The sequence below is a fragment of the Acidovorax sp. LjRoot118 genome (genome assembly GCF_964253575.1).
Taxonomy (GTDB): domain Bacteria; phylum Pseudomonadota; class Gammaproteobacteria; order Burkholderiales; family Burkholderiaceae_C; genus Acidovorax.
In genome coordinates this window covers 3210184-3227784 of sequence record NZ_CAXURB020000001.1, presented here as the reverse complement: position 1 = coordinate 3227784, position 17601 = coordinate 3210184, and the positions used below count along the sequence as shown (strand labels likewise).

Annotated in this window: 18 protein-coding genes; 11 read left to right on the top strand and 7 right to left on the bottom strand. The window is 67.1% G+C overall.

Features of this window, described 5'->3' with window-relative positions; all coding sequences use genetic code 11:
• Positions 1 to 224 precede the first annotated feature (224 nt).
• Complete coding sequence (locus tag ACSQ9E_RS15290) at positions 225 to 2261, top strand: tetratricopeptide repeat protein (protein ID WP_436218347.1); 2037 nt, start codon at positions 225 to 227, stop codon at positions 2259 to 2261.
• An 81-nt stretch (positions 2262 to 2342) separates the two neighbouring features.
• Here the strand turns inward: ACSQ9E_RS15290 and ACSQ9E_RS15285 are convergent, their stop codons facing one another.
• On the bottom strand, positions 2343 to 3179 hold the full coding sequence (locus ACSQ9E_RS15285) for a dienelactone hydrolase family protein (protein ID WP_436218346.1): 837 nt from the start codon (positions 3177 to 3179) through the stop codon (positions 2343 to 2345).
• A gap of 242 nt (positions 3180 to 3421) precedes the next feature.
• Between ACSQ9E_RS15285 and ACSQ9E_RS15280 the strand changes: the two genes are divergently transcribed.
• From ACSQ9E_RS15280 to ACSQ9E_RS15255, 6 genes are all read left to right on the top strand, one after another.
• Positions 3422 to 4243, top strand: a complete 822-nt coding sequence (locus tag ACSQ9E_RS15280; protein ID WP_436218345.1) for a hypothetical protein — start codon at positions 3422 to 3424, stop codon at positions 4241 to 4243.
• The gene (locus ACSQ9E_RS15275) at positions 4233 to 4964 is read left to right on the top strand and encodes a hypothetical protein (RefSeq protein WP_436218344.1); all 732 of its coding nucleotides are present in this window, start codon (positions 4233 to 4235) and stop codon (positions 4962 to 4964) included. The genes ACSQ9E_RS15280 and ACSQ9E_RS15275 overlap by 11 nt, the downstream gene beginning before the upstream one ends.
• Positions 4954 to 5781 carry a hypothetical protein gene (locus ACSQ9E_RS15270; RefSeq protein WP_436218343.1) on the top strand — a complete coding sequence of 276 codons (828 nt, stop codon included), beginning with the start codon at positions 4954 to 4956 and terminating at the stop codon, positions 5779 to 5781. Before ACSQ9E_RS15275 ends, ACSQ9E_RS15270 begins: the two co-directional genes overlap by 11 nt.
• Before the next feature lie 349 nt (positions 5782 to 6130).
• On the top strand, positions 6131 to 6412 hold the full coding sequence (locus tag ACSQ9E_RS15265) for a hypothetical protein (protein WP_057203402.1): 282 nt from the start codon (positions 6131 to 6133) through the stop codon (positions 6410 to 6412).
• A gap of 160 nt (positions 6413 to 6572) precedes the next feature.
• Complete coding sequence (locus tag ACSQ9E_RS15260) at positions 6573 to 6977, top strand: SRPBCC family protein (RefSeq protein ID WP_235514626.1); 405 nt, start codon at positions 6573 to 6575, stop codon at positions 6975 to 6977.
• 185 nt (positions 6978 to 7162) lie between these two features.
• Positions 7163 to 7873 carry a hypothetical protein gene (locus ACSQ9E_RS15255; RefSeq protein ID WP_436218342.1) on the top strand — a complete coding sequence of 237 codons (711 nt, stop codon included), beginning with the start codon at positions 7163 to 7165 and terminating at the stop codon, positions 7871 to 7873.
• Between the two features lie 60 nt (positions 7874 to 7933).
• Here the strand turns inward: ACSQ9E_RS15255 and ACSQ9E_RS15250 are convergent, their stop codons facing one another.
• The gene (locus ACSQ9E_RS15250; RefSeq protein WP_436218341.1) at positions 7934 to 9751 is read right to left on the bottom strand and encodes an RCC1 domain-containing protein; all 1818 of its coding nucleotides are present in this window, start codon (positions 9749 to 9751) and stop codon (positions 7934 to 7936) included.
• Between the two features lie 74 nt (positions 9752 to 9825).
• Entirely contained in the window at positions 9826 to 11673 is a 1848-nt protein-coding gene (locus ACSQ9E_RS15245) for an RCC1 domain-containing protein (RefSeq protein ID WP_436218340.1), read from the bottom strand.
• 285 nt (positions 11674 to 11958) lie between these two features.
• Here ACSQ9E_RS15245 and ACSQ9E_RS15240 point away from each other — a divergent pair, with 285 nt between their 5' ends.
• The 3 genes from ACSQ9E_RS15240 to ACSQ9E_RS15230 all read left to right on the top strand — a co-directional run bounded on the left by ACSQ9E_RS15240 (position 11959) and on the right by ACSQ9E_RS15230 (position 14070).
• Positions 11959 to 12948: an alpha/beta hydrolase gene (locus tag ACSQ9E_RS15240; RefSeq protein WP_436218339.1), complete on the top strand. Its 990-nt coding sequence runs from the start codon at positions 11959 to 11961 to the stop codon at positions 12946 to 12948.
• Between the two features lie 25 nt (positions 12949 to 12973).
• The gene (locus ACSQ9E_RS15235; RefSeq protein ID WP_436218338.1) at positions 12974 to 13399 is read left to right on the top strand and encodes a DMP19 family protein; all 426 of its coding nucleotides are present in this window, start codon (positions 12974 to 12976) and stop codon (positions 13397 to 13399) included.
• A gap of 137 nt (positions 13400 to 13536) precedes the next feature.
• Entirely contained in the window at positions 13537 to 14070 is a 534-nt protein-coding gene (locus tag ACSQ9E_RS15230) for a hypothetical protein (RefSeq protein ID WP_436218337.1), read from the top strand.
• Positions 14071 to 14221: 151 nt separating this feature from the next.
• Here the strand turns inward: ACSQ9E_RS15230 and ACSQ9E_RS15225 are convergent, their stop codons facing one another.
• From ACSQ9E_RS15225 to ACSQ9E_RS15210, 4 genes are all read right to left on the bottom strand, one after another.
• On the bottom strand, positions 14222 to 14623 hold the full coding sequence (locus ACSQ9E_RS15225) for a hypothetical protein (protein WP_436218336.1): 402 nt from the start codon (positions 14621 to 14623) through the stop codon (positions 14222 to 14224).
• 124 nt (positions 14624 to 14747) lie between these two features.
• Positions 14748 to 14975: a hypothetical protein gene (locus ACSQ9E_RS15220; protein ID WP_436218335.1), complete on the bottom strand. Its 228-nt coding sequence runs from the start codon at positions 14973 to 14975 to the stop codon at positions 14748 to 14750.
• Positions 14976 to 15111: 136 nt separating this feature from the next.
• Positions 15112 to 16227 carry an FUSC family protein gene (locus ACSQ9E_RS15215; RefSeq protein WP_436218334.1) on the bottom strand — a complete coding sequence of 372 codons (1116 nt, stop codon included), beginning with the start codon at positions 16225 to 16227 and terminating at the stop codon, positions 15112 to 15114.
• Between the two features lie 5 nt (positions 16228 to 16232).
• The gene (locus ACSQ9E_RS15210) at positions 16233 to 16685 is read right to left on the bottom strand and encodes a MarR family winged helix-turn-helix transcriptional regulator (protein WP_436218333.1); all 453 of its coding nucleotides are present in this window, start codon (positions 16683 to 16685) and stop codon (positions 16233 to 16235) included.
• Positions 16686 to 16867: 182 nt separating this feature from the next.
• Here ACSQ9E_RS15210 and ACSQ9E_RS15205 point away from each other — a divergent pair, with 182 nt between their 5' ends.
• A complete protein-coding gene (locus tag ACSQ9E_RS15205) occupies positions 16868 to 17590 on the top strand; it encodes a class I SAM-dependent methyltransferase (RefSeq protein WP_436178020.1) in 723 nt (240 codons plus the stop codon).
• Positions 17591 to 17601 lie beyond the last annotated feature (11 nt).

Here is a 17601-nt window from a genome sequence, read left to right as displayed (position 1 = left end):
TGTGTTTTCGGCCATTCTAGGAACGCAGGGCCCGCAGCACATGTGGCCGCGATCACAGGGTCGATGTAACGAAATGCGGCAAAACAGGCCTTTGCAGGGGGCCGGCGCTGCGCCCGGTGGCGTTGCCGGCCCGCGACGGCTGGCCTTTCAGCACTCCACAAGACCTTGCGGTCTCGCCCTAAAATCCGCGACAAACACCGCTGAGCCTGGGGAGGGCACCGAGGATGAGTTACACGCTGCAACTCTGGGAAAAACCTGCCGATTGGCCGTGGCCCACGACCAAGGCGGATGCCGACGCGCAGTTCGAGCGCGTGTTCGCCACCCCGCCGCCGGGACAGAACCCCCGATTTCTGGTGTGGGGCCGGGCGCTGCAGGAGCGCTACCCCGAAGCGATGGACGTGTGGCTGGACGGCAGCGAAGACGGCGTCACCGAAGACGCCACGCTCGGCTTTGGCATCAACACCCGTACCGAACACTGGGACGATGCCTTCGAGTTTGCCTGGGCGCAGGCCACCCGGCTGGGCCTGAACCTGTACGACCCGCAAAGCGGCGTGCACTACCTGGGCAATGGCGATGTGCCCGAGGAGCCGGACCTGCAGCTCAAGCGCGCCGAGCAGGCCCGCAAGGCCGGCGACGACGCCACGGCCTGGGCCGAGTACCGCGCCCACGCCGCGCGCGGCAACCTGCACGCCCTGTACGCCATGGGCCGCGCGCTGCGCTTTGGCACCATGGGCCAGCGCCGGCACTTTGACCTGGCGGCCGCGCTGCAGCTGCTGGGCGCGCACGATGCGCCGACCCGGCAGGACGCGCAGGCCTTCTACGAGCGCTTTCCCGTCGAGGCCAAAGGGCGCATACAGACCTTGATGGCGCGCCTCAAGTCCGCATCTGGCGCCATGCTGCTCACGATCGTGGATGGCGAGCGCAAGGCGGTGGACGATGCCTATGTGCACAACGAGCAGATGCTGCTGTACACCCGAAAGCGCATCGAGGCCGCGGATGGCATGAAGGCTGCGGCATCGATGGGCCACGAGCTGGCGGCCTTCTACACCGCGCTGGAGTCGGTGATCGGCTGGGAGGAGCCCAGCTACGAGAACGCCCGCTATTGGTGCCAGCGCGCCGTGGACTGGGACCATGAGCCCGCCAAGCGCCTGCTGGCACTGATGCACGAGCGGGGCTGGGGCGGCCCGGTGGACATGGCCGAGGCCGCCAAATGGAACGCTGCAGCCAGGGACCAGTGGCAGCAGGAGCAAAAGCTGCGGCAGGCGAAGGAAGAGGCCGAATCCCCCGGCGGCCTGAGCCTGGCGCCCATGGCACCTTCGGCGCCCGCCACGGCCCCGGTGGTGTGGACCGGATCGGTGCTGCGTGACCTGGTGGGCTGGTTCGCCCGCGAGGGCAACCCGCATGCGGCGTTCTACATGGGCACGCTGGACGAGCACGGCCGCGACGGCGGCCTGGTGAACCTGGCCCAGGCCCGCGACTGGTATGCCCAGGCGGCCGAGGCCGGCCATGCCGACGGTACCTACAACCTGGGGGTTGCCATCGAGAACGGCACTGGCGGCCCCAGGGACAAGCAGGTCGCCAAGGCGCTGTTCATGCTGGCCAACACGCGCGGCACCACCATGCGGGTGGACGATCTGAAGATTGCGCCCCATGAGCAGGGCCCCGTGCGCGCGCTGGTGGCCGCCCTGCGCGAGCCGGGCCGCCTGCGCGCCGTGCTGCGCGAGAAAGGGCTGCAGGCAGGCGCGGGCGGCATCGGCGCCCCCCCGAGGGGTGCAGCGGGCGCCGCTGTGGTGGCTGGTGTCGGCGCTGCCGCAGCGGCCGGGCTGTCCGGCACGGACTGGGGCCGCACGGGCGGCGCGCCAACCCCACCGGCCGCTGCCGCATCCCCTCAAAGCCCGGCACCAGGCCGATCACGCGGCCAACTGGCGCAGGACGATGGCGAGGATGACGACGACCGCATGCCGGAGCGCGACCGCAGCTACCAGCGCACCACCTTTTCCCTGCACCTGGGCCACCTGGCCCTGCTCATTGGCGCGGCCAACGTGGTGCTGCTGATCCTGTTCTTCAAGGAGGGTGCGAGCTTTCGCACGGGCATGGCCGTGATGGGCCTGATCGCCGCCTTCGGCGCCTGGCGCACGGGGCGCGACTTCGATTGGCCGCCTGCCGCGCGCGCCGCAGTGGCGGTGGTAGCGGCCATCCCCATGGTGGGCATGGCGGTGAGCGTGTGGATGCTGTTCCGGTCGTTTCGCGGGCGGGAGTGAGAGAGCCAAGGGGCGTGCGGCAGCCCGGCACATGCATGCCCGGACGCTGCAGCGCCCGGGATGCATGCGTCCAGCCCGGTATCAGGCCAGTGCCTTGCCGAAGTTGGCGAGCAGGCGCGCCCAGGCGCGGTCTGCCTGGGCGGCGTCGTAGACCCGCGAGTCGGACGGGCACCAGCCGTGGGCGGCGGGGTAGACCTCCACCTCGGCCTGCAGCTTGGCGCTGTCGAACGCGGTGCGCAGGCTGGCCTTGGCCTCGGGGTCCTTGGTATCGTCGTTCTCGGCAATCGCAATGAGGTACTGCGCCTTGGTCTGTGCCACCAGCCGATGGGGGCTGTCAGCCGCTGGCGTCACCATGGCGGCGCCATGGAAGCTGGCCACCGCACCGACGCGGCCCGAAGCCACCATGGCCGTGCGCACCGCAATCGGCCCGCCCATGCAGTAGCCGGTGGTGCCGATCTTGCGCGCCTTGTCCACCTCGGCCTGGGCGTCGAGCCACGTCACGAAGGTCTTGCCGTCGCTCAAGTGCATGGCGGGCGTCAGGGCCTGCATCAGCGGCATCACTTCGGCAATCGGCGTCTGGCCGCCCTGTGCTGCGGTAGGCGCCTTCTTCTGCCGGTAAAAAGGGTTGACGACAAGCACGCTGTAGCCCGACTCTGCCAGGCGCTTGCCCATCTGCCTGAAAGCCGGGCGCAGGCCGAAGATGTCGGGCCACACCAGCACACCAGGGGCCGGGCCCGAGGTCGGCGCGACGAAGTAGGCATCGCAGCTTCCGTCTGGCGTGGTGATGGTCACCTCACGCTCGGCCACCGCTGCAGCGTTGGCCACCGCAGGCAAGGCGGTGAGCAAACCGGCCGACGCAGCCCACGCGGTGAAGTCGCGGCGGGTGTACTTGTGGAGGTCGTCATTCGAATCGCACATGGTGGTCCAGCTCCTTTTCGGTCAAAAACAGTTGCGGCAGGGCGTGCCATGGTACGTGACAAACAGGAATGCTGCAGGCTCTGTTGTGCGGTGCCTGGGCACATGGGCTGCATGCGCTTGCTCCCTTGTCTTGAGGGCGGCCCAAAGCACCCACAACCTGCATGGCAAACGCGAAATTTGCCGATTCAAGGGCTGCGCTTACGATGGCTGCGAGGGAGTTTCGAGCCATAAAAAATGACACCATGAGAGACCACCGCCACCCCGAAGGCCTGGCCCCTGCGCTGCCAGCCGCCTACGCAACGGGCGCTGCCACACCCGGCAGCACCGCCCGTGCAACCGATGCACCCCCACAGCGCCGCCGCAGCCGCGAAGAGCTGGCCGCCGCCCAGCAGCGTGCCCAGTCGCGTGTGCAGGGCCAGGTGCAAAAGCAAAAAGACCAGGAGCGCCGCGCACGGATGCGGCAGGCCCAGCAGCGGCGCGAGCAACTGCTGCGCAACCAGCCTGCCGCACACCTGTTCGTGCCCTACGGGCTGGCCGTGGTCTTCGTGGCCCTGCTCGTCTTCGTCTTTGGCGGTGCCCTCTTCGAGATGGCACAGGGCGACCATTTCCTCGTCTCCGGTCACGCCACCCTGCGCGCCGCCACCCCCTGGCTGGTGCTGGCCGCGGCCCCGCTGTGGTACTGGGCACTGTGCCGTACGGAGGTGCTGGCGCCCTGGTGGGTGCAGCAGATGCCCACCTGGTTCGTGCGGCAGATGGTCGTATACCCAATCGCCGCCTTGCTGACCGCCGCAGCGCTGGGTGCCGCCCCATGGGGCTGGGCCGCCTACCTGGGCGAACTGGTGGGCAAGCCTGCGCGCGTGGATGCGCTCGTGGTGTCGGTGGAGGCACCGCGCATCTCGAGCAGCTGCAACCAGTACGCCCGCCTGGAGTTTCGCGGCAGCACGGGCAGGGTGTGCATGAACACCGCCGTGACGGGCGTGATGCCGCGCGCGGGCGATACCGTGGTGGTGGCCGGGCTGGTCTCGCGCTGGGGGTTGCATGTGGGGGCGGTGCATGCGAAGTGAGCCCAGTGGGCCAAGGCGAAGGCAGACCCCCGAGGAGCTGGCGGCTGCGCAGAACCGGCGTGAAGCGCGGGTGTTGGGCGAAGTGCGCAAAGGCATGGGTGCCATCCAGTCGCTGCGGGCACGGCACCTGCGGCTGGCCCGACTGCAGCGAGAACAGGAACGCGCCAGAATCCTGCTGCCCTGCAGGTTCGCGGTGCCTGCCGTGGCGGCGTTCGTCTTCGTGTTGGGCGGCCTCTATTTCGAATGGGCCATGGGTGGGGGATTCCTGTTCTTCGGCAACACCGCCCTGCGCGCTGCCATGCCGTGGATGGTGGGTGTGCTGGTGCCGGTCTTCGTCGTGGTGTTGTGCCGGCTCGAACGGGTGATGCCCCAGCTGGCAGACCCACTCCCTGGGGTATTTTTTCGCACGGTGATCGCGTACCCCCTCCTGGCCCTGCTGTGCGCGGTAGCGGTGGCCGCTGCGCCCTGGGGATGGCTTGCCTACCTGGGCTGGATGGCCGGCACGCCTGCGCGCGTGGAAGCCCGTGTGCTCTCGATCGAACCGCTGCGCAACTATGTGCCCTGCGGCCAGCACGCCCGCCTGGAGTTCCGTGGAACGGTTGCGCGCATCTGCGTGGAGGAGCGCCTGGCCGCGAAGGCGCCGGGTGCCGGGGACACGGTGGCGGTGTATGGGCGCGTTTCGGGGTTGGGGCTGTATGTGCGAGAAATCCATGCCAAGTGAGCGTGCCACGGCCCTGAAACCACCGAAGACCCAGATCGGCGATGCGCCCCATGGTGCTAAGGGCGATGCCGCCGATCCGCCTGGCCTGGAGCGCGCAAGGCCCGGGCGAGGGGTGAATCCGGACGAACAGGAAACAGCCCACATCGAGGCGCGGTTGCTGGCGATTGGCGAAGCCCAGGTGCGCGACATGAAGGCGCGGGAGGCGGCGCAAAGGAATCGCAGGCCATGGAACTTCGATGCGCCGGCCAAAGAGCCCAGGCGCTGGACGCTCGCGCGCAAATACCGGGTTCCGGTGCTGCTGGTCGTTGCCTACACAGTGATCGGCACGGTCCTCGGGCTGTCCCTGGCGCATCAATTCATATGGTTTGGCGAGGTCGCCTACGGCCCGCTGGCGTGGCTGCTTTTTCTTGGCTTGCTGCCGGTGTTTGCGGCCATCTGGTTCATTGCGGCGCGGATTGCCCAGGCGCAGGAACCCCGTGCACGCAGCTGGGCCGGGCGTTGGCTGGTTGCGTACCCTGCGTGGGTGGTTCTCAGTGCCTGCATGGTGGCGACAGCACCCTGGGGCTGGGCCGCGCTGCTGGGGTGGACCTTTGGCTCGCCTGCCCGCGTGGAGGTCCAGGTGACGTCCGTCGAGCAGCGTCACGCACGACGGGGGTGCAACCACACTGCGACATTCGAACTCCAGGGTGCAACTTCCTTCAGGATCTGCCTGCATCGGCGCCTGGAAGGTGCCATGCCGCCGGCCGGTGGCACGGTTGAAGTGTCTGGGAGGTTGTCGTGGCTGGGGTTGTATGTGGAGCAGGTGCATGCACGATAGGTCCGGTGCGCACGATCTGCCTTGCCAATCCCACGTCCGGTGGCGGTGCCAACCTGGCGCCACTCCATGTGGCGCAGATGGCCGCGTTGCAGAAGTACCCTCTGGCGATGAATGCGCTGGTGGACGGTAGGGCGTGCACGGGCGGGTGGCGCCCGCTCAACTCCGTCGAGTTTGTGCAGGTCAAGATTCGGCGGGCAGGGGGTCATTGGCATTCACCAGCCGTGGTTGAACCGGAACAAGCCTATTGGACCATTGCGGGTGACCAGCCTCCCTAGATGTCGGCTGAAGTGCAGTATGTGCCTTATTTGGTACACTGGTACCTTGGTAAATCCGATGCACTGCGTTCACCATGCCCCCAAATCCCGAAGACAGCACACCCACCATCCCCGTCGAGCGCATACAGACCGGGGTGCGGCTGGAGAAGCAACTCGTCAAGGTGCTCAAGGCCCTGGCCGAGCACAAGGACATGACGCTCGGCGAACTTCTCGAAGGCGTGCTGCTGCACGCGCTGGAAGGCAAGCAGCCTTTCTCCAAAGACACGCTGGCGCTGATTGCCCAACTGCGTACGATCTACGGCATGCAGATCGACGCGTCTTCGAGCCACCGCCTTCGCGACAAAAGGGGAGCGTGAACCCGCGCATGCCGATGCCCATGGAGCTTCGTTTCAAACGTATCGACTTTCATGGAGTTCTTCGCACATGTCCCAATCACCATTCACGGCTGCTGCAGCCCTTGGATCCGTCCACAGCAGTCATACCATTCGCATCGCTGCGCCAGCCGATTCAGCGCTGATGTTCTTCACACCAGAGGGTGAATCGCATTGGGTGCCCGGCTGGGCGCCACGCTACCTGAACTCCCTCGATGGCCATACCCGCGAGGGTCTGGTCTTCACCACCGGCGAGGCCGATGAGTTCACCATCTGGTTGGTGAGCCGCTTCGACACTGCTGAGCGGCGAGCGCAGTACGTGCGCACCACGCCGGCCCTGCGCACCGGCACAGTGGAGATCGCCTGCACGCCGGTAGGCGACTCCGCTTGCGATGTGACAGTGGGCTATGCTCTCACGGCGCTGACGCCGGCCGGGCTGGAGTCGCTGGGTACCTATCGGGGTACTGCCTTCGTGGACATGATCGAGGGCTGGGCCACGCTGATCCATCAGCGCCTGCCCGGGCTGCTGCTCGCCGGGATCGGCGAGTAGGTGGTCAGCTAGCCCTGGAACCTCGCGCCTTTCCCGCATTTGCAACGCCTCGGCACAACACTCGTAACAGCGCTCGACCGCGCTGCCAGGGCCCCGCACAATGGGTTGTTCATCCATTCGCATGGGCGCGCTGTCCATGTGCCGGCGTGCCGGAAAGGCCCCGGTTGTTGCGCTCGATACTCCGCGTGTTGTGCATCCCTGCCACCCTGGCCGGCGGGGCCGCGTTGGCGGACCCGGGCTACTACGTGGTCACCGCGTACAGTGATCCCGGTGAAATGACCATTGATTTCCGCTACTGGACCGTGGCCTCGCGGGGCTCGGCGCTGACCAAGTGGCCCGAGGTGGGGCTGGGCTGGAACGTCAACGCCCGCTGGTACACCGAGGTGATTGCCAGCTGGATCACCGCGTCGGACACGCCCACCACGCTGTCGAGCTGGAACTGGCAGAACGACGTGCTGCTGACCCAGGGCGAATACCCGTTCGACCTGGCGATCCACACGCTGGTATCGGCACCGAAGCACCTGGGCGATGGGCACACGCTGGAGTTCGGCCCGGCCTTCCAGACCGACATCGGCCGCACGCAACTGAACTTCAATGTGTTCTTCGAAAAGGGCTACGGCGGCTTCTCGCGCAAGCCGACGCAGCTCAAGTACCAGTGGCAGGTGCGCCACCGCTGGATGCCAGACCTGCACTGGGGCGCGCAGGGCTTCGGCGAGGTGGGTCGGTGGGACGATTGGGCGCCGCGGCGCGAGCAGTCGCACCGTGCAGGCCCGGCGTTGTTCGGCAGCTTCAAGTTCGGCGACCACGAGTTCGGCTGGCAGGCTGCCTACCTCTACGGCAAGACCTACGGGCAGCGCGGCAATATGTTGACCGCGCGCATCAAGTACGATTTTTGACGGATCAGCGCCCGCCAGGCCTGCGGGCCTGATTCGGCATGGCGCCGTGGGGGCTGGCCCTCAGGACGTTTCCATCACTTTCACCTTGGCCCGCACCTGCCCCGCCTCGCCGCCGATGGTGAAGTACAGCACGACCTCCACGTCGTCGTCGCCACGGATCAACGTGGCGGGGCAGCCCCCGGCCGTGCCCAGGTAGGTGTCAGGTGACACAGGGGATCTGCTGTCCTCGCGGACGTTCGGTATATCGACATAGGTGTCGCCCTTGAGCAGCCGTACCGAGGTCGGCGTGAACCCCGCGGGCAGGGCGTTGCCAGCGGTGGCGCTCAACTGGTACCAGACGTACAGGTTGTCGCAACCGGTGCGGTGAGCCCCGGGAAAGAAGTCCACGGTGACCAGTGTCCGCAGCAGTTGCAGCGTGGTGTTGATGGGCGGCGTAACGGGCTGCGAGGCGCGCGCCTGCCGCGCCCACTGGGCCAGACGGCCCAGGTCGCGCAGCTGGCCGCCGCTGTCGGGGCCCAGGTACATCAGGTGCGGCGTGCCGTGGCCGTTGACGGCGAGGTAGGTGTTGCCGGGGTAGGCGCGGACCAGGTAGTTGGGGATGCGGTCAGGCAAAGAGGGGATCTGGAACTGGGGTGGAAAGGTTTGTGGCAGGCTGGCCTCTGCCCAGTCCATCACCTGGTTCGCATCGGCCAACGGGCCAAGCCCCCGCACGGCATAGGGCGTGGCGGATGCCCCACTGAAGCAGGCCGCGAGGTTGGAGCTGGGGTAGCTGTACTGCACGCCTGGGTAGTAGGCTCCCACGGTATCGCAAAGGCCATCGCCACGGCCGACGCCGGTGCCCCAGCAGTTGACGTAGCCAGCATCGAGCACCGCGCAGGCATGCGTTGCGCCTGCGCTGATGGTGGTGGCATCGGCGATGCCCAGCACCTTGCCTGTTTCTGGCGTGGCGGAGTCCCGGTGGTAGCCTACGCCCAACTGCATGTTGGGATTGCCACCCCAGCACTTCACCGTTCCGTCGGCGAGCACGGCGCAGGTATAGCCCGGTCCCACGGCAACGGCCTTGGCTGCGCCGCCGAGGTCCGGTACGTCCAATGGAGCGGTCACCGGCGTGGTGCTAGGCGTCGTGCCCAACTCCCCTTTGGCATTGCTGCCCCAGCAGGCCACAGCCCCCGTCTTGCGCAGCACGCAGCCGTGGCCGTCGAAGAGCGATACGTCCACCGCGTCGCTGATGCCCGGCACCATGGTGCCCGTGCCGGGCGCGGGGGCCATGCCGCCCGGTGCGGTGAGCTGGCTACCGCTGCCGTAGCACCACACGGTGCCATCAACCTTGACCCCGCAGGTGCTGCCGTTGCCGGCGGCCACGCGCACCACCTGGTACAGGCCCTCCACGTAGGTGGCCTGGGCCGAGGGTGTAGGGCTCACCGGAGCACCGCGCTGGCCCCGGCTGGCATCGCCCCAGCAGTACACCACCCCCCGGCTGAGCGCGCAGGCGTGGGTGGCGCCCACGGCCAACTGGGTGGCCTGCCGCACGCCCGCAATGGCCTGGCCCGGCGTGTCGCCCGTTGCGGGGCCGAACGACAGGCTGCCCATGTCGCCCCAGCAGCTCACGGTCTCGTCCTTGCGCAGCGCGCAATTGAAGCCCTTGCCTGCGCGCAGGTCGGCAATGCCCGCGGTGCCGGTCTGGGCCAGCGGCACCGCACCCCAGCACTGCGCCACCCAGTCGTTGGAGACGGAGCACGAGGTGTCGTACCCGGTGCTGAGCGTGGTTGCCCGGGCGGGGGATGGCGCCGCGGCCAGCAGCAGCAATAGCCCGGCGGCCAGGGCGAGAAGCCAGACTTCAATGCGCTGCCGCTGTAGTAAAAATCGGTGGGCGTTCATGGCAAGGACTTCATGGGTGGGAAAGCGGGTTTGGCCAAAGAGATTTCGCTGGCGACCAGCGCAGGCCCTCAGGTTCAGGAAGTCGCCAGAATCGGTCCCTTGGCCTTGACGCGCAGCGACCCGCTCCCCTGGTCCGTGGTGTAGAAGAGCACTACATCCACGTCGTCGCCGGGCGTCAGTCCGGCCGGGGGGCAGCCTTGGGCGACGCCGCTGTAAACCGGCTCTTCCATCATTCCGGGCGGGATGGGTGCGCCGGGCAACCGGCCGCGGTTGGAGAGCCAGTCGGCGGCAGTCGTCAAACGTGCGTAAAGATACCGGTCCCGCACGGGCACATCGACCACCAGGCCGGGCTTTTCCAGCCGCACCGACGTAGCCCTGAAACCGGCGGGAAAACCGGTGGTTCCGGCGCGCACCGCGTAGGCGGCAAACAGGTTGTTGCAGCCGGGGCTGGGAGGGCCTGGCATGTAGTCGATCCACACGGTGGCCTGCAGTGCCAGGGCGGGCCGGGCGGCCAGTTGCGCCCAGTGGGCCAGGGTTCCCAGCTCCACCACGCTGCCGCCGCTTTCCGGCCCTTGGTAGAACAGGCGGGGCGTGCCATGGCCCGTGACAGCCAGGGTGTGGCCGCCTGGGTAGTTCTCGGTGTAGAAGTCCTGCAGTGGGTCGGCCAGAGAATGCGACCGCGCGGGAAACAGCGAGGGCAAGGTCTTTTCGGCCCAGTCGAGCACCAGGCCGATGTCGTGGGCGGGCCCGAGGCCCTGCACGGAATAGGGGGTGATCGCACCGGTGAGCCTGGCATGGCACACCGGAAGGTTGTCGCGGGATGCGACATAGTCGAAGCCGGGATACGTGGCAATGTGCGTATCGCACAGTCCATGGCCCATCGCCTGGAGGGGCTCTGGCTTCCCCCAGCAGTTGACGTACCCGCCGTACAGGGCGGTGCACGCATACCCCTGTCCTGCACTGACCTCGGCGGCCTCGGTGATGCCCACGACCTGGGTGGGCGCTTGGCTATCTGCGTAGGGAAGGCCCGTGCCCAACTGGGCGTTGGCGTTGTTGCCCCAGCACTGGAGTGTGGCGTTGGCCAGCAGCGCACAGGTGAAGCGGTGGCCCGCCGTGAGGGCCTTGACGGGGCCCAAGAGGCCCTCCACGTCGACAGGACTGGTGGCCACGCCGCTACTGGCGGGCGCGCCCAATTCTCCATGCTGGTTGTTGCCCCAGCAGGCGACCTTGTCATTGCCCAGCAGCACGCAGGCATGGCCATCGAAGATCGATACGTCGTATGCATTGCGGATGCCTGGCACCGTGCGGGCCTTGCCTGGATCGGACTGCGCCCCTTCCAACAGGCTGCCGGCGCCCACGCAGACCACGGTGCGAATGGTCAGCGCTGCGCAGGTGCTGCCATTGCCGGCTGCAATGCGCCATGTACCCGAGAAGCCTGGCACCTTGGTCGCCTCGGCCGTGGGTGTCGCGCGCAGCGGCTCGCCCAACTGGCCCTGGCTGCCGTCACCCCAGCAGTACACCTCGCGGAAACGGCTGAGTGCGCAGGCATGGCTGGCCCCTGCCACCAGCTGTATTGCATCCGAGATGCCGGTGATCGGTGTACCCAGCGTGTCCGCAGACGCTGCGCCCAGCGAGAGGCCACCCATCGTGCCCCAGCAACTGACGGTGCCGGTCTTGAGCAGGGCGCAACCGAAGCCCTTGCCCACGCGAACGTCGGCAATGCCGGCCGTGCTGGTCTTTGCCAGCGCCATGGCCCCCCAGCATTGCGCGGCCCCGGTATCGGACACCGAGCACGAGGTGTCATAGCCAGCGCTGACGGTGGTGGCCGTGGCGGGTGCCGGTGTCGCGGCGAGCAGCAACCAGGCCGTCAGTGCCAGAAGCCAGGGGGTGATGCGCTGGGGTAAAGGGCGGGTTCGGTTCATGGCGCGTGTTCTAGCAGCTTTGGCGCCTTGTGGACAGACGAAAGACACGTGATCACCCGTTCGGGTGGGTCGGTGTCGACGCGGGCGCCTGCGGTAGGTCTACATCTGGTGGTGCGGCCCGCGGCGCGGTTCCGCACGGCGGCGATGGCGATGTCAAAGGCGTGGATGGGGGCAAGGCCGGGGCTTGAGGGGGTAGCCCGCGGGTTTGACGGTAGCCCTGCCGGTGCACCCACGAGGCCACCACTTGTAACGGCCGATGGCTGCACATCGGCAATACTTGGCCACATGAAAGTACTCCTCCTGGCCCTGGCGGCTGTGGCCGCATCGCTGGCCGCAGCAGCGCAGCCCGCCCCCGATCCGCGGGATAAGCCCATCGAAGCCCGGGGTCCGCTGGGGCCGCTCAAGGGCACGCTGCTGTCGCCTGCGAAGCCGGGCGCGCCCGTGGTGTTGATCGTGCCCGGCTCGGGCCCCACGGACCGCGACGGCAACAACCCCATGGGCGTGAATGCCGCCACCTACAAACTGCTGGCGCGGGACCTCGCGTCCCGGGGCATTGCCACGGTGCGCATCGACAAGCGCGGCATGTTCGGCAGTGCCAAGGCGGTGGCCGATGCCAATGCCGTCACCATCCCCGACTATGCGGCCGACGTGCACAGCTGGGTGGGCGCCATCCGCCGCACCACCGGTGTGCCCTGCGTGTGGGTGCTGGGCCACAGCGAGGGCGGCCTCGTAGCGCTATCGGCCGTGCAGGGCAGCGAAGCCAGGGACATCTGCGGCCTGTTGCTCGTGGCCACTCCCGGCCGGCCCCTGGGCCAGGTGCTGCGCGACCAGCTGCGCGCCAACCCGGCCAACGCGCCCATCCTGGACCAGGCGCTGGCTGCGATCACCAAGCTGGAGGGCGGCGGCCGTGTGGACCCGGCCAGCCTGCACCCGGCGCTGCAGCCCTTGTTCAACGAGTCAGTGCAGGGCTTTTTGATCAGCGCCTTTGCGCAAGACCCGGCCAGGCTCATCGCCGCCACCGAAAAGCCCGTGCTGGTGCTGCAGGGCGAGCGCGATCTGCAGGTGGGTGTGCAGGACGCGCGCCTGCTGGCCCAGGCCAAGCCCGCTGCCCAACTGGTGCTGCTGCCCGATACCAACCATGTGCTCAAGGCCGTGGTGACGGACGACCCTGCGGCGAATATGGCGACCTATGCCAACCCGGGCCAGCCGCTGGCGCCAGGGGTGGTGGATGCGGTCGCACGGTTCATCGTCGCGCCGGGCAAGGCCAGGCCATGATGCTCGCCGGTAGGGAGTGCGCCCCATGAGCGTGACCAGTAGTCCCACCTGGAAGCGACTCGAAGCGCGCTGCGACCAGGGCTTCGACATCCTGCTGCGCGAGGAGCAAGAGGCCATTGCCCTGTGGTGGCTGGAAGCCGAGACCATGAACGGCACGCTCAACCAGTTCTACTGGAACAGCGCGGGCGACATGGCCCTGCTGGCACGTGGTGGCTTGCGCAGCCTGGGCATGCCCATCACCCTGGCTGCGCTGGAATCGACCCTGGCCCATTTCGGCGATGACTATCCGCTGGACCGCGATGCGCGCATGGCCGTGCTGGAGGCGATCGAAGAGCGCCATGGCGAGGACGTGTTCACACCCGCGTCGCGGATCATCCAGGATCTGCCGGAGGACTTCGTGCAGGCGGCGGTGGACCGGCTGGCGGTGCTGTATACAGGGGGTGTGGTGTGACTGACCGGAGTCTTCTGATGTCTTTGCCCAGCAAGGCCAGAATCAGACGCAGCCTGGCTGTGTGCGCATTGCTTTGCATGAGCTCATGGAGCCCTCTCGCCTGGCCAGTTCCCTCTTGGCACATGAACTGGTTGGTCATGGAGTTGCCCGACCCCGACCAGCCTCCTGCAGCGCAGGTGATGGAGGATTTGGTGAAGCGGGCGGAGAACGATGACTGGATTGCGCGGCAGCAGTTTGCAACGGCTTATCTCTACGATGTGTGGATTGCAAACATCGGCGCGAGGCATACGGGATGCGGAAACTTGCCCCGTGGCTACCATTGCCGCGCTTTGGCCAGGTACCCGGAGCTGGGGAAGAAGTACCTTCAAGAACTGGTCGATCTGGATGCGAGTGGCCCGGTGCCGCCAGAGAGGCTTGCGCGGTACCAGTCTGACTATGCGGGGCGGGTGCTGGCAGATGCCCGACCGGCCTATGAAACGTCAAGCACGAGCTGCAAGAGGGCAGTCAAGTACTACAGTGCTGCGGTTCAAAACGAGTTGATCTTAGACCGTGGACAAAGCTGTTCAGCCAGGAGGCTTCAATACATGTTCAAGCTGGGAACCTGTGTGCCGGTTGATGGTGAGAAAGAGGTCCTCTACGCGAAGTTGGTAGGTGGATGCCCGATAGACTGACTCGGCAGGGTGGTCGGCTGGCTAGGTTTGGGAACTGCATCTCGCCCGCTCTTGTGCAGCCCTGGACGAGAAGACCGCCATCGGCCAAGAGCCGCCGGTTGCTGCAAGTGATAGCGGACGTTCAGCGTTGGCGCTCCGCTTGAGAGAAGGGTTAGTCATTGTCGTCTTTGAGCCTCTTGCGCTCGTAGTCGGCGGACCACGCCTTCAATACAGCACGTGTACTCTCGACCTCGGCCATCTCGGTTTGGGTGAGTGTTCGATATTGTTTCCAGGGGAAGGGGGCACCGATGTACGCGGCTGACGCGCTTTCCTCGGCGGCGTCGACGTTCTCGAATCCGAAGCAAGCTAGCGCCCTCCAGTCGGAGGTGCAGTGCAGCAGCACCAAGTCGCCGTTCGACAGGTTCTCGCCTACGACCAATGCACGAACCTTTGCAAGGTCGATTTTTTCGTCCCCAGCGAAGATAGTGCGCCGGCCTGTCGGACGCGTGTCAGGGGAAAAGTTGCAGAACCGCAAGACTTGGACACCGTCGATAAGAACAGGTGGTTCGCTCATGAGGCCTAACCTGGAAGTAAGCGGCCGCCGAAGCGCGCAGCGCGCAGGGCACCATCAAGCGCTAGCTCAATAGCGGTCCGCTTGACTGTAGTGTTGGACGACTTTTGCATTGGTGTGTTGCGTTTCACGGTTGAGGCTGCGCGCCACTTGAACGCTCCGCCGCTCTTGTTTTTGCAATAGAGGCCCAAGTTTCATCATCCGGCGAAAGCTCTGGGTATGCCGCAATAACGGGGTTGATGATTTCTGTGACCTCTTCAGCCATTACTCGAGCAGATACGCGTTTTAAATCATTTTGCTCATGACTTTCAAGCCCGACCACTGCGCGACTCAATGCGTCGTTTAAAGCAGCCATGGCGTCAATTCCGCCGTCGCGTATGGACTGAGCGCATGCGATTGTTGGTGGATTCATTGGACGAGCCTAACGCAACTTAGACCGCATAACCGTCCAACGCCTCCTAGGAAAGCGCAAGGGCTCGGTGTGCAGGCGCCTAGGCGCTCTGCGCTCGCTTATGGTGCTGCGCCAGGTGCACCCTGTCCTCCAGCGTCGAGAACACCACCGCAAACGCCATGCCCACCAGCGCGCCGAGCACGGTGTCGAGCACGCGCGCCAGTGGCATACCGCTGCTCGCCGCAGGCGCTGCCAGCGAGGTCATGAGCAGGGCCATGGGCGTCACGAAAACCTGGCCCAGGGCGTAGTTGGCACCGATCACCACCTCGGTGGCCAGTTGCAGCACGATCACGGCCAGCAGCAGCGGCCAGAACGATGGGTGCTGCGCCAGGATCATCCAGGCCAGGGCCGCGCCGGCCAGGGTGCCGATGGTGCGTTGCACCGCGCGGTGCATGGCGGCATGCAGGGGGCCGCCCTGCAGCACGGCCATGGCGCCGATGGCGGCCCAGGCGGGGTGCTGCCAGCCGGCGGCGAGGGCCAGCAGGCCCGCGCTGGCAGTACACAGGGCGATACGGGCAAAGGCCAACCACGGTGCCTGCAGCGCGGGTGCGGCAGGCGGCGCAGAGGGCGCGGAGCGCAACCGGTCGGTGGCGCGGCAGACGGCAAGGGCCGTGGCGACACCGGCCAGGGTGAAGAGCAGGCGGGCGCCGGCGGCCAGCCCGCCATCCACCGGCACCATGGCTGCGCAGCCCGCAAAGACGAAAATCACCGCGCCCGGCGGGCCCAGGCGCCAGCGGCCGGCCAGCCAAGAGACTGCGCCGGCCAGCAGCCCCAGGCACAGCAGCAGGGCAGCCGGCGTTGCACCGGCCAAGCCCAACAGGGACATCAGCGCGACCGCGCCGACGAGCAGCGCGCCCGCCAGAAGTACGGCGGGCATGCGCTGGCCCACGGGTGCAAAGCGCCCTAGCAGCGCCGCCAGCGCGCCCAGCGCCGCATAGCCCACCAGGTGCGCCCATGGCGACAGGTGTGTGGCCGCCGCTGCGATCAGCACCGCCAGCCCGGCCTGCAGGCCCACCACGGCGGCATTGCGCAGCGAGGGCAGGGGGGCGATGGCGCAGCTCTCTCGCAGGCGCGCGGGTGCCAGCAGGCGAAGCAGGCTGGCCAGGTGCGAGCTGGCGGGGCTGGCGGATGAAGAGGGCATGGCGGTGTGCTGCATGGTGGTCATGCCTGTGCGGCGATGCGCGCCTCGATGCGCTCGAAGGCGCGCAGCATCGCCAGCGCGTCCTGCTCGCCAATGTCGGCCAGCAGCTCCGATTCAATGGCCTGTAGTTGCTTGCGCAGGGCGGCCACGGTGCGCCGGCCGGCGGGCGTCAGGTGCACCAGCTTCACGCGGCGGTCCTCGGGGTGGGGGCGGCGCTCGATCAGCCCGCGCTCCACCAGGATGTCGAGCAGCCGCACCAGGCTGGAGCCATCAAGCCCCACGGCCGCGGCCAGCGCGCTCTGCGATACATCGTTGTCGCTGCCCAGCTCGTGCAGGTGCATCAGCGGCGCCCAGGTGGCATCGCTCAAGCCGCTGGCAGACAGTCGAGCATCCAGCGCCTGGCGCCAGCGGCGTGCCAGGCCCACAAGGCGGATACCGATGCGGTGGCGTGGGTCGGGCAGGGCTTCTTTCATGGGAAACGATTTTACCACAATCATTTGAATTCAAATGATTGTGGTGCAATGGGGGGTTGCGGCCCAGGGGCCGATGCCTGTTACCGTTCCATGAACCAGGGGATAGGGGGCCGGGCCTTCTCTTGACCTATCATCTATTGAAGAAAAAGCCGTCCGAACAGGCCCCCAGCCAAAGCCCATCCATGCCCTCTCTTTCGTCCCCCCCGGCCGCTACAGCGTCACCCGCCTTCGTCCCCGAGACCCGCTTCGGCCTGTGGTTCCTGTCCACCGCGACCTGGCGCGTGCATGTGCTGCAGCGCGCCCTCAACGACCTGCAGCGCCTGGCACCCGACCTGCCCAAGGGCGGTGCCGTGCTGGACATCGGTACCGGCCTGGGCCACTCCATTCCGGAGCTGGCGGAGCGCTTTCGCCCCAGCCAGATCCATGCCCTCGATCCCGAGCCGGATTTTGCCGAGCGCAGCGCAGCGATGCGCCAGACGGTCAGCCCCCCTGTCACGCTGCACCACGCGCATGCCGAGCACATCCCGCTGCCCGACGCATCGGTGGACCTGGTGCTGTGCCACCAGACCCTGCACCACATCGTGGACCAGCAGGCCGCGCTGGCCGAGATCTTTCGTGTGCTCAAGCCGGGCGGCCACCTGCTGCTGGCCGAGAGCACCCGCGCGTACATCCACAGCCTGGCCATCCGGCTGCTGTTTCGCCACCCCATGCATGTGCAGCGCAGCGCGCCAGAGTTTTTGGCGATGCTGGGCGAAGCCGGCTTCGAGGTGAAGCCCGAGCACATCAGCATGCCCTACCTGTGGTGGAGCCGCAAAGACCTGGGCGCCCTGGAATGGATGGGCTTTGGCGTGCCCAAGGATCGCGAGGAAACCCTGCTCAATGCAGTAGCGCGCAAACCGCTTTGAGGAGCTGACCA

Bases quoted from the DNA above. Each gene is read 5' to 3' on its own strand.
- ACSQ9E_RS15290 (WP_436218347.1), top strand. From the start codon at position 225: ATGAGTTACACGCTGCAACTCTGGGAAAAACCTGCCGATTGGCCGTGG.
- ACSQ9E_RS15285 (WP_436218346.1), bottom strand. From the start codon at position 3,179: ATGTGCGATTCGAATGACGACCTCCACAAGTACACCCGCCGCGACTTC.
- ACSQ9E_RS15280 (WP_436218345.1), top strand. From the start codon at position 3,422: ATGAGAGACCACCGCCACCCCGAAGGCCTGGCCCCTGCGCTGCCAGCC.
- ACSQ9E_RS15275 (WP_436218344.1), top strand. From the start codon at position 4,233: ATGCGAAGTGAGCCCAGTGGGCCAAGGCGAAGGCAGACCCCCGAGGAG.
- ACSQ9E_RS15270 (WP_436218343.1), top strand. From the start codon at position 4,954: ATGCCAAGTGAGCGTGCCACGGCCCTGAAACCACCGAAGACCCAGATC.
- ACSQ9E_RS15265 (WP_057203402.1), top strand. From the start codon at position 6,131: ATGCCCCCAAATCCCGAAGACAGCACACCCACCATCCCCGTCGAGCGC.
- ACSQ9E_RS15260 (WP_235514626.1), top strand. From the start codon at position 6,573: ATGTTCTTCACACCAGAGGGTGAATCGCATTGGGTGCCCGGCTGGGCG.
- ACSQ9E_RS15250 (WP_436218341.1), bottom strand. From the start codon at position 9,751: ATGAACGCCCACCGATTTTTACTACAGCGGCAGCGCATTGAAGTCTGG.
- ACSQ9E_RS15245 (WP_436218340.1), bottom strand. From the start codon at position 11,673: ATGAACCGAACCCGCCCTTTACCCCAGCGCATCACCCCCTGGCTTCTG.
- ACSQ9E_RS15240 (WP_436218339.1), top strand. From the start codon at position 11,959: ATGAAAGTACTCCTCCTGGCCCTGGCGGCTGTGGCCGCATCGCTGGCC.
- ACSQ9E_RS15235 (WP_436218338.1), top strand. From the start codon at position 12,974: ATGAGCGTGACCAGTAGTCCCACCTGGAAGCGACTCGAAGCGCGCTGC.
- ACSQ9E_RS15230 (WP_436218337.1), top strand. From the start codon at position 13,537: ATGGAGTTGCCCGACCCCGACCAGCCTCCTGCAGCGCAGGTGATGGAG.
- ACSQ9E_RS15225 (WP_436218336.1), bottom strand. From the start codon at position 14,623: ATGAGCGAACCACCTGTTCTTATCGACGGTGTCCAAGTCTTGCGGTTC.
- ACSQ9E_RS15220 (WP_436218335.1), bottom strand. From the start codon at position 14,975: ATGGCTGCTTTAAACGACGCATTGAGTCGCGCAGTGGTCGGGCTTGAA.
- ACSQ9E_RS15215 (WP_436218334.1), bottom strand. From the start codon at position 16,227: ATGCAGCACACCGCCATGCCCTCTTCATCCGCCAGCCCCGCCAGCTCG.
- ACSQ9E_RS15210 (WP_436218333.1), bottom strand. From the start codon at position 16,685: ATGAAAGAAGCCCTGCCCGACCCACGCCACCGCATCGGTATCCGCCTT.
- ACSQ9E_RS15205 (WP_436178020.1), top strand. From the start codon at position 16,868: ATGCCCTCTCTTTCGTCCCCCCCGGCCGCTACAGCGTCACCCGCCTTC.